The 14,575-nt window shown below is 67.2% G+C and carries 14 protein-coding genes and 1 pseudogene; 5 read left to right on the plus strand and 10 right to left on the minus strand.

Going from position 1 to position 14,575, the window contains the following annotated elements:
- Positions 1 to 310: 310 nt before the first annotated feature.
- Complete coding sequence (locus ACY65G_RS11310) at positions 311 to 958, plus strand: PEPxxWA-CTERM sorting domain-containing protein (protein WP_464997605.1); 648 nt, start codon at positions 311 to 313, stop codon at positions 956 to 958.
- Positions 959 to 1,022: 64 nt separating this feature from the next.
- Here ACY65G_RS11310 and ACY65G_RS11315 read toward each other — a convergent pair whose 3' ends face one another.
- Entirely contained in the window at positions 1,023 to 2,159 is a 1,137-nt protein-coding gene (locus ACY65G_RS11315) for an acyltransferase family protein (protein ID WP_464997450.1), read from the minus strand.
- A 70-nt stretch (positions 2,160 to 2,229) separates the two neighbouring features.
- On the opposite strand from ACY65G_RS11315, the gene ACY65G_RS11320 reads away from it, so the two are divergent.
- Positions 2,230 to 3,183: a M14 family metallopeptidase gene (locus ACY65G_RS11320; RefSeq protein ID WP_464997451.1), complete on the plus strand. Its 954-nt coding sequence runs from the start codon at positions 2,230 to 2,232 to the stop codon at positions 3,181 to 3,183.
- A gap of 31 nt (positions 3,184 to 3,214) precedes the next feature.
- Here ACY65G_RS11320 and sugE read toward each other — a convergent pair whose 3' ends face one another.
- Positions 3,215 to 3,535: a quaternary ammonium compound efflux SMR transporter SugE gene (gene sugE / locus ACY65G_RS11325; RefSeq protein WP_464997452.1), complete on the minus strand. Its 321-nt coding sequence runs from the start codon at positions 3,533 to 3,535 to the stop codon at positions 3,215 to 3,217.
- Positions 3,536 to 3,785: 250 nt separating this feature from the next.
- On the opposite strand from sugE, the gene ACY65G_RS11330 reads away from it, so the two are divergent.
- Together ACY65G_RS11330 and ACY65G_RS11335 are read left to right on the plus strand one after the other, a co-directional pair.
- Positions 3,786 to 4,091 carry an ArsR/SmtB family transcription factor gene (locus tag ACY65G_RS11330; RefSeq protein ID WP_464997453.1) on the plus strand — a complete coding sequence of 102 codons (306 nt, stop codon included), beginning with the start codon at positions 3,786 to 3,788 and terminating at the stop codon, positions 4,089 to 4,091.
- Between the two features lie 31 nt (positions 4,092 to 4,122).
- Positions 4,123 to 5,178 (plus strand): alkene reductase, encoded by a 1,056-nt coding sequence (locus tag ACY65G_RS11335; protein WP_464997454.1) that lies wholly within the window; start codon positions 4,123 to 4,125, stop codon positions 5,176 to 5,178.
- A gap of 160 nt (positions 5,179 to 5,338) precedes the next feature.
- Here the strand turns inward: ACY65G_RS11335 and ACY65G_RS11340 are convergent, their stop codons facing one another.
- The 8 genes and pseudogenes from ACY65G_RS11340 to ACY65G_RS11375 form a co-directional block, all read right to left on the minus strand.
- Positions 5,339 to 6,286 (minus strand): MBL fold metallo-hydrolase, encoded by a 948-nt coding sequence (locus ACY65G_RS11340; RefSeq protein ID WP_464997455.1) that lies wholly within the window; start codon positions 6,284 to 6,286, stop codon positions 5,339 to 5,341.
- An 85-nt stretch (positions 6,287 to 6,371) separates the two neighbouring features.
- Positions 6,372 to 7,880, minus strand: coding sequence for a serine/threonine-protein kinase (locus tag ACY65G_RS11345; RefSeq protein ID WP_464997456.1), 1,509 nt, complete (start codon positions 7,878 to 7,880; stop codon positions 6,372 to 6,374).
- A gap of 32 nt (positions 7,881 to 7,912) precedes the next feature.
- Entirely contained in the window at positions 7,913 to 8,374 is a 462-nt protein-coding gene (locus tag ACY65G_RS11350) for a hypothetical protein (RefSeq protein WP_464997457.1), read from the minus strand.
- Positions 8,375 to 8,385: 11 nt separating this feature from the next.
- Positions 8,386 to 9,207 carry a C39 family peptidase gene (locus tag ACY65G_RS11355; RefSeq protein WP_464997458.1) on the minus strand — a complete coding sequence of 274 codons (822 nt, stop codon included), beginning with the start codon at positions 9,205 to 9,207 and terminating at the stop codon, positions 8,386 to 8,388.
- A complete protein-coding gene (locus ACY65G_RS11360) occupies positions 9,204 to 9,701 on the minus strand; it encodes a hypothetical protein (protein WP_464997459.1) in 498 nt (165 codons plus the stop codon). Before ACY65G_RS11360 ends, ACY65G_RS11355 begins: the two co-directional genes overlap by 4 nt.
- Before the next feature lie 94 nt (positions 9,702 to 9,795).
- Entirely contained in the window at positions 9,796 to 11,751 is a 1,956-nt protein-coding gene (locus ACY65G_RS11365; RefSeq protein WP_464997460.1) for a hypothetical protein, read from the minus strand.
- Positions 11,752 to 12,185: 434 nt separating this feature from the next.
- Positions 12,186 to 13,259 (minus strand): sigma-54 interaction domain-containing protein, encoded by a 1,074-nt coding sequence (locus ACY65G_RS11370; protein ID WP_464997461.1) that lies wholly within the window; start codon positions 13,257 to 13,259, stop codon positions 12,186 to 12,188.
- A gap of 34 nt (positions 13,260 to 13,293) precedes the next feature.
- Positions 13,294 to 13,560, minus strand: a pseudogene (locus ACY65G_RS11375) (hypothetical protein); the annotation flags it as partial.
- 287 nt (positions 13,561 to 13,847) lie between these two features.
- Here ACY65G_RS11375 and ACY65G_RS11380 point away from each other — a divergent pair.
- Positions 13,848 to 14,498 (plus strand): 1-acyl-sn-glycerol-3-phosphate acyltransferase, encoded by a 651-nt coding sequence (locus ACY65G_RS11380; protein WP_464997462.1) that lies wholly within the window; start codon positions 13,848 to 13,850, stop codon positions 14,496 to 14,498.
- Positions 14,499 to 14,575: the final 77 nt, after the last annotated feature.

The following is a 14,575-nucleotide window of genomic DNA, read 5'->3' on the forward strand; positions in this document are numbered from 1 at the left end:
TGCCGGAGAAAGCACGGGAGAAAGTACGAGAGAAAATACGGGAGAACGTACGGGAGAACGTACGGGAGCGGCGCGGGGAAAGCCCATGACAAGCATGTTGCAAGCTGCCGGGACGTGGTCTATTCTCGAACAGGCAACTCCCAATGTTATTTCATGTTACCCGCCCGCACGATTGAAAAGATGTGATTAATTTATTTTTAATTATTTATTGCTAAGTAATCTCGACGGTATTAAATTTGAGGCTAGTTCTACCCGAACTACATACAGAGAAGTCTTCCTTAACCATTGTTTTTGGAGCTATATCGTGCGTATGTCCCTCTCCGTCAAAACCGCTGTCGCTTCCGCCGTCCTGCTGCTCTCCGCTGGTGCCGCCCAGGCCGATATCACCGCCTACACCTCCCAATCCTCGTATCTCGCCGCCGTCGGCAATACTGGCGTCGACACGTACGACGACCTGGACTTCGAGCCGACCGAAGGGCCGGTGATCCGCAGCGCCGGCGATTATTCCTACGAGCTGAGCACCGGGCCGGAAGATATCGCATTGTGGGGAGCGAGCGACGACGGCAGCGACTTCTGGGTAACGCCAGGCTGGAGCGGCGACAACCTGACCTTCACGCTGAGCGGCCCGGTCTCGGGCGCGGGCGGCTTCTTCTTCGGTTCGGACGTGTTCGGCTTCTCGACGGCGGTGGACGGCATCACGATCACGGCCACGGACACCAGCGGTGCGACGCTGACCTACACGATCGAAGCGCCGGATCCCGGTTCCTTCGTTGGTTTCGTCTCGAACGTGCAGCTGACGTCGCTGGTCGTGGAAGCCGGCGACCCGGCGGGCGTCTTCGCCACGGTGAACGACCTGCATCTGTCGGTGTCGGCCGTGCCGGAACCATCGACCTACGCGATGATGCTGGCCGGCCTCGGCCTGGCAGGCTTCGCGGCACGCCGCCAGCGCAAGTCCTAAGACTTACTGTGGTGGCATGAACGGCGGTCCACGAGGCCGCCGTTTTCGTTATTGCCGAAACGCGTCACCCGACCTGCGCCGGCACGGCTGCCGGCAGTGCCGGGCGCGCGGAAGCCGGCACGAACTTTTCACGCAACAGCATGAAAGGCGTTTCCACGATCGTGTACAGCGCCCAGCCGGCCGCCAGACTGGCCAGCACGAGGAGCGCGATGCCGGTACTGCTGCCCGGATCGATACCCACCGGCCGCAATGCCTTTGCCAGCACCACGCACAACTGCTTGTGCGTGAGATAGATCGCATACGACCATACCGCCACGCTGCCCGCCCCCGGCACGCGCACCCGCGCCAGCAGCGACCCGGGGCTCAGCGCCGCCAGCACCAGCAAGGCAAAGCCCAGCGCCAGCAGCGGATAGCCGGCCACGGTGATCGCCTGGCCGAAATGGTCGTCCAGGAAAAGCTTCCAGGCCATCGCGGTGATGGCAAGGCCGGCCGCGAGCGTCCAGTTGCCGAACGATGTGATCCGTGCCCACAGCGGCGCATGGCATTGCCGGATCATCGCCAGCGCCACGCCGGCCAGCAATTCGTCGAAGCGGCACAGCGTGGCGTAGTAGACCTCGGTGTAGAACGCGCCGTTGCCCCAGTGCGGCGGCCGCGCCTCTTGCCAGCCCAGCTCGCGAAACACCATGCCGGCCGCGACACCGCAGGCCAGCGCGAACCAGCCCAGCGCCACGGCCCCGCGGCAGCGCGCGATCACCAGCGCCACGACCGGCAGCACGAAGTAAAACTGCTCTTCCACGCACAGCGACCACGAGTGGGAAAACCGGGTGCCCGGTACCAGGCCGAAATTGAGCGTGAAGGTCAGGTATTGCCACCACGGCGCATGGCGCGTGCCGTCGATGAAAGGCGGCCAGAATGCATACAGTGCCAGCACCACGTAGTAGTTGGGCAGCGTGCGCAACAGCCGTCGCGCCGCGAACCTTCCCATCGAGAATGTGCCGCCACGCAGCCCGGCCAGGATCTGGTTGCCGATCAGGTAGCCGGACAGGGCAAAGAACAGGTCCACCCCGGTCCAGCCGATCCGGCTGACAAAGCCGAACGTGGCCTCGTCCGTGACAAAGCTCATGTAGTGGTTGGCAAAGACAAGGACGATCGCGAGCGCGCGCAGCGTGTCCAGGCCGGGCTGGCGGTTGGATATCGGCATGGCCGGCATTGTACCGCCACGGTCCTGCCGGGCGCTAAAATGGCGGCACCCTACCATCCCGAGGACCAGCATGAGCCGCGCACTGCACTTCCGATCCCTCCACTATGCCGGCCAGGCCCCTGGCCCCCGGCTGATCGTCACGGGCGCCGTGCACGGCAACGAAACGGCCGGCACGCGCGGTATCGAACGGGTAATGGCGCAACTGGACAGCGGCGACCTCGCGATCGTCCATGGCAGCGTGACGTTCGTGCCGGTCGTCAATCCGCTCGCTTACCTGAAGGGCGAGCGGGCCGGCGAACGCAACCTGAACCGCAACCTGTTCCCCAAGGCCGACCCGCAGGATTTCGAAGACCGCGTCGCCAACTGGCTGTGCCCGCTGCTGGCGGCGCATGACGTGCTGCTGGACCTGCACTCGTTCCACTCGCCGGGCGAACCGTTCGTCATGGTGGGGCCGCGCGACAACGAGGGCCCGCTGGAACCCTTCCGGCATGAGCGGGAAGAACGGGCGCTGGCGCGGGTGCTGGGCGTGCGGCGTTTCGTCGATGGCTGGCTGCGCATCTATGGCGCCGGCGTGCAGCGGCGCCTGCGGGGCGATAGCCAGCTGGAAACCGTGCTGCGCTATGGCGTGGGCACCACCGAATTCATGCGCAGCACCGGTGGCTACGCGCTGACGCTCGAGTGCGGCCAGCATGGCGATCCCCAGGCGCCGGACGTGGCATACCGCGCCATCCTGCAGACGCTGGCGCACCTGGGGCTCGTCGATGCGCCGCGCCCCCAGCCCATTGCGCACGACCGGATGGAGGTGCTGTCGATGAGCGAAGTACACGACAAGAGCGACGACGCGGACACGTTCTCCCGGCCATGGGCCAGCTTCGATCGCATGCGGCAGGGTGAGGAGATCGGCCGCCGCGCCGACGGTACGCCCGTGCTGGCTGGCTTCGACGCCGTGATCCTGTTCCCGGACAGTGCGGCGCGCGCCGGCAACGAGTGGTATTACCTTGCCCGCGTGAATCCCGACTTTTAACCCGAACCTTTAAAGCCGGGCAATAGCCGCGTTACTGCGGCGACAGGATCTTCAGGCCAAGGATGCCGGCCACGATCAGCAGGATACAGACGAGCCGGGCAGCCTCGGACGGTTCGCCCAGTACGACAATGCCGTAGATGGCGGTGCCGATCGTGCCGATGCCGGTCCACACGGCGTAGGCGGTGCCGAGCGGCAGGTCGCGCAAGGCCAGGCCCAACAGGCCCACGCTGCCGGCCATTGCCGTCAAGGTCAGGACACTGGGGACCAGGCGGGTAAAACCAGCGGTGTACTTCAGGCCGACGGCCCACGCAACCTCGAGCAAACCTGCCACGAACAGCACGATCCAGGACATGGATATCTCCAGAGCTTGGCAAGGTCGTCCCTGCCGACAATGACGCCCGCCGTCCGGCAACCGGCGGAAAGGGGTCGTCCCCTCGGGCAGGCCCGGAGTATATCATTGCAATATTTCATTTGTAGATCCCGGTTTTGAAGCGCTTCCTGCAAGGGTTGAACTTATATCGTATGATCCCGATATATGTATCGGATTCAACCGATATATGGTTTGCATCATAGCGATCGAAGAATACGGATCCGACCACATCATGACCGAACTCGACATCGACGCCATCCACAAGGCCCTGGCCAATCCGGTACGCCGCGACATCCTCGCGTGGCTGAAGGCGCCGGAGGCCTACTTCGCCGACCAGCTCCACCCGCTCAGCCTGGGCGTGTGCGCAGGCAAGATCGACGAACGTTGCGGGCTGTCGCAGTCGACGGTATCGGGCCACCTGGCGATCCTGCAAAAGGCGGGCCTCGTGACGGTGACGCGCTTTGGACAATGGAATATGTTCAAACGCAATGACGCGGTCATCTCGGCATTCCTCGATCACATCCACACCGGCCTGTAGCAACGGCCGGCACTCTTTACAGGAAACGATAATGACTACACTCTTCGACCCCATCACCATTGGCGACCTGACGCTGAAAAACCGCGTCGTCATGGCCCCCCTCACCCGCGCCCGCGCCGTCGGCCCCGGCCGTGTGCCGAACGCGCTGATGGCCGAGTACTACGCGCAACGCGCCGGCGCCGGGCTGATCCTGTCGGAAGCCACGTCGGTCACGCCGCAAGGTGTCGGCTACGAGAACACGCCGGGCATCTGGTCGGACGAACAGGTGGTCGGCTGGAAGCAGGTGACCGAGGCGGTGCATGCGAAAGGCGGCAAGATCTTCCTGCAACTGTGGCACGTGGGCCGCATTTCCGACCCGAGCCTGCTGGACGGCGCCGCGCCCGTGGCACCCAGCGCGATCGCGCCGAAAGGCCATGTCAGCCTGCTGCGTCCGATGCGCCCCTATGCGGTGCCGCGCGCGCTGGAAACGGATGAGATTCCCGGGGTCGTCGCGGCCTACCGCAAGGGTGCGGAGAATGCCAAACTCGCCGGCTTCGATGGCGTGGAAGTCCACGGCGCCAATGGCTACCTGCTCGACCAGTTCCTGCAGGACAGCACGAACCAGCGCACCGATGCCTATGGCGGCTCCATCGAAAACCGCGCCCGCCTGCTGCTGGAAGTAACCGACGCCGCCATCGAGGTCTGGGGTGCGGACCGCGTTGGCATGCATCTGGCGCCACGCCGCGACAGCCACGACATGGGCGATTCCGACCCGGCCGGCACGTTCGGCTACGTGGCGCGCGAGCTGGGCAAGCGCAAGATCGCCTTCATTTGCTCGCGAGAAGCCGTGGGCGAGGACAGCCTGGGCCCGCTGCTGAAACAGGCGTTCGGCGGCGTGTACATCGCCAACGAACAATTCAGCCTGGAAGCGGCGCAGGAAGCGTTGAACAATGGCACGGCCGACGCGATCGCCTGGGGCAAGGACTTCATCGCCAACCCGGACTTGCCGGAACGCCTGCGAACCGGCGCTCCACTGAACGCGCAGCGCCCCGAGCTGTTCTATGCGCCGGGTGCCGAAGGGTACGTCGACTATCCGGCGCTCGCCTGAGGCCTGGCCGGCGCTTCTCAGGCCCGGCCTTGGTCTCGTTTCGGTGTCTGACACCATTTCCGCAGGAAATGGCTGTCGGACACCGGTCTCTCAAGTGCACGGCTGTCGTAGGCCAGTCTGCTGACTTCGCCTGATGGTTTCCGGCACGGCCAGCGACCGCTTACCGGGGCACGCTGTAGTTCACCGGCACGAACTGGTAACCCTTGCCGCTGCCGCGCAAATGCCCCAGGCCGGGGAACGGCAGGTGGGCGGCACCGACCAGGTAGCCGCCCTTTGCCGCATCGGCGAAGGCCGCCTTGCGCGATGCCAGCGCGGCCTTCGTGTCGCTGTCGAACTCGATCGTCACCGACGGGTCCTCGAATTGGATGAATTGCGCATGCAGCAGGTCGCCGACCAGCACCAGTTTCTCGCCGCGGCTTTCCACGACATAGCTGGTGTGGCCCGGCGTATGGCCATAGCTGGACGTGGCGCGGATGCCCGGTACCAGTTCCGTAGTGCCTTCGAATGGCTTGAAGCGGTTCGCGCTGGCATATGCGGCCAGCGAAGCCTGGGCGCCCTGGAAATATCCCTTCTTGTCTTCCGGCGCCGCATCCTGCTTCGCCTTGCTCAGCCAGAAATCCGCATCGTGCTTGTCGGCACGCACCACCGCGTTCGGGAACGCGGCCTTGTCGGCGCTGACGAGGCCGCCCACGTGGTCGGGGTGCAGGTGCGTGATGTAGATCTCGTCCACCTGCTCCGGCTGGTAGCCGGCCGCTTTCAGGGTTGCCAGCAGCTTGCCCAGGGTGGGGCCGAACAGGCCGCCGGCGCCGGTATCCACCAGCACCAGCTTGCTGCCCGTGTTGATCAGGAACGTGTTGACCGACGTTTCGACCGGCGCCTTCAGGAAGTGCTTCGACAACGCTCCTTGCAACGTCGCCGGCTTTTCATGCAGCAGCTTGTCCATCGGCAGGTCGACGGTCCCGTCGGACAGCACGGTCACCTCGAAATCGCCGATCATCATGCGGTAGTAGCCGGGTGCCTGGCTCTTGACCATCGGCGCGGCGGCAAAGGCGGCGCCGGCGGTGGCGAACAGCGTGGCGGCCATCAGGGTACGGGTGAAATGGGTCATGGCGTAGCGTTTCGATATGTTGCGGGAATGCCAGATTACCCGAAACCCCGCCATCCTGCCGGCGCCCCTCCCTTCCGGCAGGCAATCAGAAGGCAAGCGGGAGCCGCACCGACAGCGAAACGTCCGGCGTGTCGCGTGTCAGCCCGGCCCCCACGGTGACGTTCACGGTGCGCCTGTCGTTCAGCCGGTAGGAGAACCCCATCAGCAAGGTGCCCAGTTGCGTGCGCACCGATCCCGGCACAGTGACGCCGTTCTGCTTCGTGCGTCCCATGGAGCTGTGGTCGTAGCCCAGGCTGAGCGATGCCTTGTCGTTCAATGCCAGCCCGATGCCGAAATTGAAGCCGATCACGCCCCCCGGCGCCACGTCGCCCAGCGGCTCCATTGCGCCATCGAGCACGCGGCGCGACACGTTGCTGCGCTTGATGTTGTGCAGGTAGCTGACACTGCCGAAGAAGATGGCCGGATCGCTGGGAAACAGCCACGTCAGACTGGGCTGCACGCCATGGAAACCGGAGCCGGTCGGCAACGCCAGCGGCAGGCCGGTCCCCGTGGCATTTTCACCCACGCAGCGCCGGGTGCAATCGGTGACGACTTCGAACGGGTCGCGGCCCGTGCGTGTCTTGACCCGCAAGCCCGCCACGTAATACGGCTTGTCGATGCCGCCGTCGTTCAGCTGGTGGCGCAGCGAAATTTCCAGGTCGCCGATGGCACGGCCGCTCGTGTCGAACACGCGCTCGACGGCCGTGCCGGTGAACAGTTCACGGCTGACGGTGGAATCCGAGCGGTAGACATAAGGCACGCGCACCTCGACTTCGGTGCGGTTGGTGAGGCCGCGGCGTGCCGTCAGCGCCGCCGTGAACGTGTTGCGCTTGACTTCGCGCACGTCAATCAGGCCGATCAGCAGTGCGGGGATGATCGTGTACCCCACCAGCGCCACGCGGTTGCTGGATGAATAGCCGAACCCGAACGACGGTTCGAGCACGGTGCTGCCGCGTGCCGTCAGCACGCCTGGCGCCTCGAACAGGGGCGCCACCTCGGGTGGGCGCGAGTCGCGCGCGGGCGCCTGGCCGACAGCGGCAGGCTTCGCTGCCGGGGCGGCAGGCGCTGGCGCCGCTTGCTCCCCCATGCCCGCGTCTGCTTGTGCGCCTGCTTGTGCGCCTGCTTGTACGAGCGGTTGTGCCCCCGCTGGCGCGACCGGTCGTGCGCCAGGCTGCGGCAACGCCGGCTGCGGTTGCGATTGCGCGGCCGGCCCGCCACCACGGATGGTGGCCAACAACGCCGGATGCAGCGGGCGCGGGAGCGCGCTCGAGACCAGCGGCCCGGCGCGATCGGCCGATGCCGCTTCCCATCCATCCACCCTGGGCTGCGCGGACGGCGCACCGTCGCGCGACACTGCCAGCGTTTCGCGCAATTGCCGCAACAGCGCACGCTGCGCCACCAGCTCCTGCCTCAACCGGTGCAGCTCGGCGGAAAGCTCGGCGGTCGTGGGCTCATCGCCCGGCGGCAGCGGCGGCGGTGCCTCCTGCGCCAGCGCGCTCAACATCATCAGGGACAGGCCGGCCGAACCGGCGCGCAGGGTCTGGGCGAACCGCATGCGAACTCCTAGGACTTGGTGGACAAAGCCGCTCAGCGCGGCAGGATGGCGGTGGACAGCGACTGGCGCAGGCTGTCCCCGAAATGCATATCCTTCAGGATCGACAGGCTGTTGACGGTGGCATCGATCGTGGTCTGGCTGCGGATCAACTGGTCGCTGGCGCTGTTTTGCAGCAGCAGGTCCGCCAGCGGCCGGGCGGCCCCTGCCAGCGCGCCGCCCTCGCCCACCCGCGCAACCTGGAATGCCGACAGGGCGGCATCCGCCGTCGACAACTGGCCGCTGGCGATGACGTTGCCGTTCAGGCTGAGTACCCGGTCGATGGACAGCGATACCAGCACGCCATTGCCCGTGTCGAAGCCGCCCCGCGCCTCGGCCAGTACATGCTCGCCGACCGGCACCCAGCCCGCGGGTGCCTCCGCGGCGATCGCCGGAACGGCCAGGCAAGCCGCGGCCAGCATGCACGCGCCGGCCCAGGGCGAACATGGCATCTTCATGTGTTGTCTCCTCAAAAATCGCCGGCGTCGAACTTCGGCAACGTCACGCGCTGCAGGCTGTCGCGCTGCAGTGCGTCGCCGGGCAGCAGGCGCGGTGCGGACGCCCAGTCGGAACGCTCATTGAAGCGCGCTTTGCCCGGACGGTCATGGATCACGAACAAGAGTTGGTTCAGCCAGATCGCCTCGAAGGCGGCACGCGACAGTGCCCGCGTGCCGCCGGACGGATCGCCGAACAGCACCCGTCCTTCCCGCACGCCCTTGACCACGACAAAATGCCGGTAGCCATGTTCGGCCACCAGCACGATCGCGGGAAACTCGGCCTTCACCAGGTTGTCGAGCGGTTGCTGGAATCCATCGGCGGTGAACCCGTGCGCGGCCAGGAAGCGCTTCATGTCGAGCAGCGAAAAACCTTCCTGGCGAATGCGCCGCTGGTCGCCACCGGCGAACATTTCCGCGAAGACCTGCTGCTCGCCGACGGGGTAGCCGTAGTGATGCGTCAGCATCGTGGCAAGCGCCGCCGAGCCGCAACTGAAGTCGTATTGCTGGCGCACCGTGGACAGGTAACGGGCTTCTTTCAGGCTGGTGACCCGCATCGACACGGGACCGCTACCGGCGAACGGCAGTTCGGCGGCAGCGACGGGCAGGCCCGGCAGGAGCGCCGGCCACAACGCAAGCGTTATCGCCGCGCGCGCGCAAAGCCGCAGCGCGAACGAGCGCACGCCTTCCAGGCCGGACAGGTGCGCCATCGATGACATGAATGCCACCGACAGGCGTGTCGTCCCGATCCGCCCGCCCGGGGCCGGCATGGCTGCCATCACCGCCATGGCGTTCATCGGATCTGCACGTTGACGATGGTGGCATTCTGGATCAGCACATTGGCGCCGGAGTTCTGGATCACCATCGGCAATCCCGACGCATTGCTGAACGCACCATCGGTGATGTGGTTCGCTCCCGTAACGACATTGACGGCGGTATTGCCGCCGACCGTGCCGCTCAGGCCCATGTCGCTCCACGGGGTTTCGGTACCGCCCCTCAGGCTGTCCAGGCTGGCATCGCCCAGTGCGCCGGCGGCATCCCGCGAGTGCGGCTTGCCCTGCACGACGGCTGGCAAGCGCGCCACCTTGTCAGGCAGCGGCAAAACCTGCGCCGTCACGGCGAACGCGCGCGACTCCGGTCCCGCCCCAGGGTGGGCCGATGCCGCCGGCAAGGCTGCCGCCAGCAACACCGCGCCGGCAATCCGGGCGGCGCGCCACGCCGGCCCCGCCATGCGTTTTCCTCCTGCCGGGAAGCCCGGCTTCTTTCCCGTTCGGGTCGTTCGATCGTGCATGATGCCTCCAGTGCTGTGCATGCGGGACGTGTGGGACGTGTGGGACGTGCGGACCGCCGGCCAAGGCCCCGGCTGTCCGCACGCACATGGCCGCTTAGCGGCCTACGCCCAGGTTGGCCTGCACGTTGACACTCTGTTGCACGAGCGAGCTGATGCCGCTGTTCTGGCTGATCACGGAAATGCCCGCCGCCGATTGCGCCACGCCGCTCATCGTGTTGGACATATTGAAGGTGCCGGCGTTGACGGTGTTGGTGCCGCCAGCGCCGCCCGTGCCGCCAGCGCCGGCACCGCCCGTTGCCGCACCGGCCGTGGTGGCACCGGTGGCGCCTCCGGCCCCGCCGGTACCTGCGCCGCCCGCACCGCCCACGCCGCCGTCACCGGCCGTGGCACTGCCATTGCTTGCGCTGCCGCCCGTGCCCGCGCCACCTGTGCCGGCGCCGGCCGTCGCCGTGCCGCCCGTGCCCGCACCACCCGCGGCACCGGCCCCCGCCGTGTTCGACGCGGCACCGCTCGCCGCACCGGCACCGCCGGCTGCCCCGGCAGCCCCGGCACCGGCGGTGCTGCTGCCGCTGCCGCCAGTGGCGCCATTGCCACCGATACCGCCGGTACCCGCTGCCCCGGCACCGCCGGCCGTGCTGGCCGTGGCACCCGCACCGCCGCCGCCGGAAGTGTTCGTGCCGCCGGCCGCGCCGGCGCCCGCGGTGTTGGAGGCGGCAGCGCCGGCACCGCCCGCGCCACCGGCTCCACCAGTGGCACCCGCGCCGCCGGCTGCGCCGGCACCGCCTGCGCCGCCTGTTTGCGTGCCGCCGCTCGCCGTGGCGGCGCCCGTCGTGCCCGCGCCACCGCTGGCGGTACCGCCCGCGCCGGCCCCGCCCGTGCCGCCCGCGCCGCCACCGGCGCCGCCGGTTGCCGCGCCGGAGGTGCTGCTGGCGGTCTGGTCACCGGTGCTCGGCGGCGGTTCGCCGGACGGCGTGCCGCTCGCGTTGCTGGCGCTCGCCGCACCGCTCGTGCCCGCGCCGCCATAGCCGGCCGTGCCGGCGCCGGTGCCGCCCGGCCCGTTGCCCCCGGTCGCGTTGCCGGCCGTGGCCGTGCTGCCCACGTCCGCGCCGCCCGACGATGAGCCGCCGCCCATGGCGCCGCCGCCGCCGGCACCACCGGCACCGCCCAGGCCGCCCAAACCGCCGGTACCGCCGGCGCCGCCTGATGCCGCGCCGGTGGCGCCACCGTTACCACCCGCGGCGCCGGTCGCATTGCCGCTGCCGCCGCCCGAACCGCCAGTTGCCGCGCCGGCCAGGCCGCCGGCACCGCCCATTCCCGCACCGCCCGCCGCACCGCTGCCTCCGGCACCGCCATAGCCATCGGAGCTGGCGCCACCCGCGCCGCCGTAGCCGCCTGCGCCGCCGGCACCGCCGGCCCCCGACGTGGCGCCCGTTGCCAGGCCGCCGGCGCCGCCGGCGCCACCGGTTGTCGCGCCATTCGAAGCGTTGCCACCGGTCGCCATGCCACCCGCGCCCGCGCCGCCGGTTGCGCTGCCGTTGGTGGCCACGCCGCCAACGCCGCCGGCCGCGCCCGCCGCGCCGGCACCGCTCCCGCCCGCGCCTGCCATGGCGTCGGCGTTACCGCCCGTGGCGGCGCCACCGACGCCGGCGGCGCCGGCACCGCCATTGGCACCGCCATTGTTGGTGGCCACGTTGCCGATGTGCTGGACGGTGTTGCCGCTGACGGTGCCGGTCAGCGTGCTGACTGCCGTGGCAGTCGACGTATTGAATGCATTGTCGAGATTCGAAGTCGCCGTGGCGCCGTTATTGGCGGAAGCGGCGCCGGCAGCCAGCGCGGACGCGTAACCAGTGCTGTTGTTATTGTTATTGGCCTGGGTGTTGTCACGGTTGGAGCTGGAATCACTGGTACTGTTGTCGATCGTTGCCGTGGATGCATCGTTGGCATGGGCTCCTGCGCCGCTTTGCGTCACCGCGGACGTGGGCTCGGCGGTCTGGGCAAACGCCCCGCTGCAGGCTAACGCGATGGCCGTGGCAAGCATGGTTTTCTTCATTTGGTTCCTCGCTGAAGTAGTGGGCTGGTCCGGTCGGGCTTTCGAACTTCGGGCTTTCGACCTTTGGGCTATCGAGCTTTGGGCTATCGAGCTTCGGCTATCGAACTTTCGGCCCGGAGTGACCGGTATTGCGCAGGTCGCATCTGCGATTCCTGCGTTCTCGACTAATCGCAAGCTTGGTGCCATGCGGCCGAGGGCGCGCTAAGTATTTGAAATCGTTGACTTTTCACCACATGACAATGGCTCTGCGGAAGCGCTGTGTCACTCTGGTGTAACAAGCAGGCAGAGCTTTCGATGCAAGGTTCCCGCTGGGCTCACCCTGCGGTAGGCCGGTCAGGCACTGTCACACCTGTGTTACAGCGCGATGTGCGGCGAACGCGGCCATTTAATTGGCGTCGTTCGCCGCAGCCCAGGCGCGCGCGCCTCGCCGCACATCAAGGCTCGCGCTTGCGCTCCGGGGGGGCGATGCTGTGCTTGGCCATGAGGCGGTAGATGGTCATGCGCGAGACACCGAGTTCCCGCGCCACGTGCGTGATGCTCTTGCCGGCGCCGAGGCCGGCTTCAATGGCCCGGCGTTCGGCCTGCACGCGCGCGCCGTTCAGGGCCAGCGCCGGGATCGTGGCGGCATCCAGGCCAAGGTCGTGCGGCATGATCAGCCGGCCTTCCGCCATCACGGCCGCGCGGCGCACCCGGTTGTGCAGTTCGCGCACGTTGCCGGGCCAGTGATGGGCGCGCAGCGCTTCCAGTGCTCCATGGGAAAAGCCCCGTACGTACGCCGGGCGTTCGCGGGCATGGTCGTGGAAGAAGGTTTCGGCCAGCACCGGAACGTCCTCGCGGCGCTCGCGCAGCGGCGGCATCTCCAGGGCCAGCACGTTGAGGCGATAGAACAGGTCTTCGCGGAACATGCCGCGGGCAACGGCGGCGTCGAGCCGGACATGGGATGCCGCGATCACGCGCACGTCCACCGGCAGCGGGCGCGTGCCCCCCACGCGGTAGATCGTTTTTTCCTGCAGGAAGCGCAGCAGGTTCGCCTGCATGTCGAGGGGCAAGTCGCCGATTTCATCGAGGAAGACCGAGCCGCCCGCGGCCGACTCGATCAGGCCGGCACGCGCCTTGCCCGCGCCCGTGAATGCGCCACGCTCATGGCCGAACAGCTCCGACTGCACCAGCCCGGCGGGGATCGCGCCGCAATTGATCGGCACGAATGGGCCACGTGCACGCGCGGAACCTTCATGCACCGCGCGCGCCGCGAGCTCCTTGCCGGTACCGCTTTCGCCCCAGATCAGCACTGGCGCATCGGCGGCCGCCACCTTGCGCAATTGCCTGCGCAGGCGGGCGATCGCCTCGCTGTTTCCGGTGAGCCGCGACGCATGCGGTTCGGTTGCATGGTGCTGGGCCTCGCCAGCCATCGGACCCAGGCTCGCCATGCCGAACGCGTGACCAAGCGTCTGCCTCAACCGCGCCGTGTCGACCGGCATCGTGTGAAAATCGAAGGCAATGGTCGGCAACGAGCTTGCGACAGCCGGCGTCCTCCAGCGCATGTACGGTGCAGACCGCCACCCATCGCGTGCGGTAGTGCTCGCGCAGCAGGAGGTCGAACGTCTCGACGCCGCCCGGCTTGCCGGGCGCGCTGTCGATTTTTTTATCGAGCACGACCAGGCCAACCGGTACGGGATGCGCGCGTAACGCGCCCCGCGCCCCGGCCAGGTCGCGGACGAAGCGGACGGTGAAACCATTGGCGGCGGCCTCCAGCATGGCCATGGTGGAGGCATCGGGTGCGGGAACGCACAGTAATTGTTGTTGTACCATTTTGATACCTTCCTTTTCTCAGTGGCAAAGCCGATCCAGCCGGGGATGCGGCGCCGATCATGCACTCAGGCAATATGGATGCCGCCCGGCGGCGCCTTGCCGCGCCGGATGGGCGCGGATAGAATGCCGTCCGCGGTTTCACAAAGTGAAAAGCGAAACATGTGCCAGGCACTGCAAGCGCACCCACTGTGGGCGAAGGCAAGGTCGGTAACGTGGTCGCTGAAGGCAAGGTTGCCAAGGAAAAAGTTGCTTGGGCAAGGTCAGAAAATGCAAGGTCAGGAAACGTCATGAACGACAAAGAAACCAGCCAGGAACACACGAACGAGCATCGGCTGGCGCCCGGGCATCTGCCAACACTCAGACAGCGCCTGGCCTTGCGAGTTCTGCATTTATTCGGCTGGCGGATGAAGTTCCGCCCGCTCCCCGGGCCGCGCGGCATCGCCGTGGTCTATCCGCATACGTCCAACTGGGATTTCGTGATCGGACTGGTCAGCAAATGGGCGATGGACCTGCCATTCCGCTGGCTGGCGAAAGATTCGATGTTCCGCATCCCGGTGCTGGGCACGTGGTTCCGTTCGCTGGGCGGCCAGCCGGTCGACCGCAGCGCGCCACAGGGCATGATCCGGGCGCAGGCGGAACGCATGCATGCGGAAAGCTGGTACTGGCTGGTAATCACGCCGGAGGGCACGCGTGGCTACCGGCCCAACTGGAAGAGCGGCTTCTACCACCTTGCACTAGAGGCGAAGGTGCCCCTCGTGCTGGTGAGCCTGGATTACCCGAACAAGACGCTCGATTTCACGCAGCACCTGTGGCTGACGGGCGACCAGGAGCAGGACCTGGCCGCCATCCGGGCCGCCTATGCGGGTCGCCAGGGCAAGCATCCCGAATGGGCCGCCCCCATCGTGCTCGGCGAACGGCGCAAGGAGGCGCGGGACTAAAGTAAAAAATAGGGACGGACCGGGACGCCGGTCCGTCCCAAATTTTGGAATTTCCTGGAAAACAGGGTCTGTCCCTA

The sequence above is a fragment of the Pseudoduganella sp. jia 12 genome, from assembly GCF_055502675.1.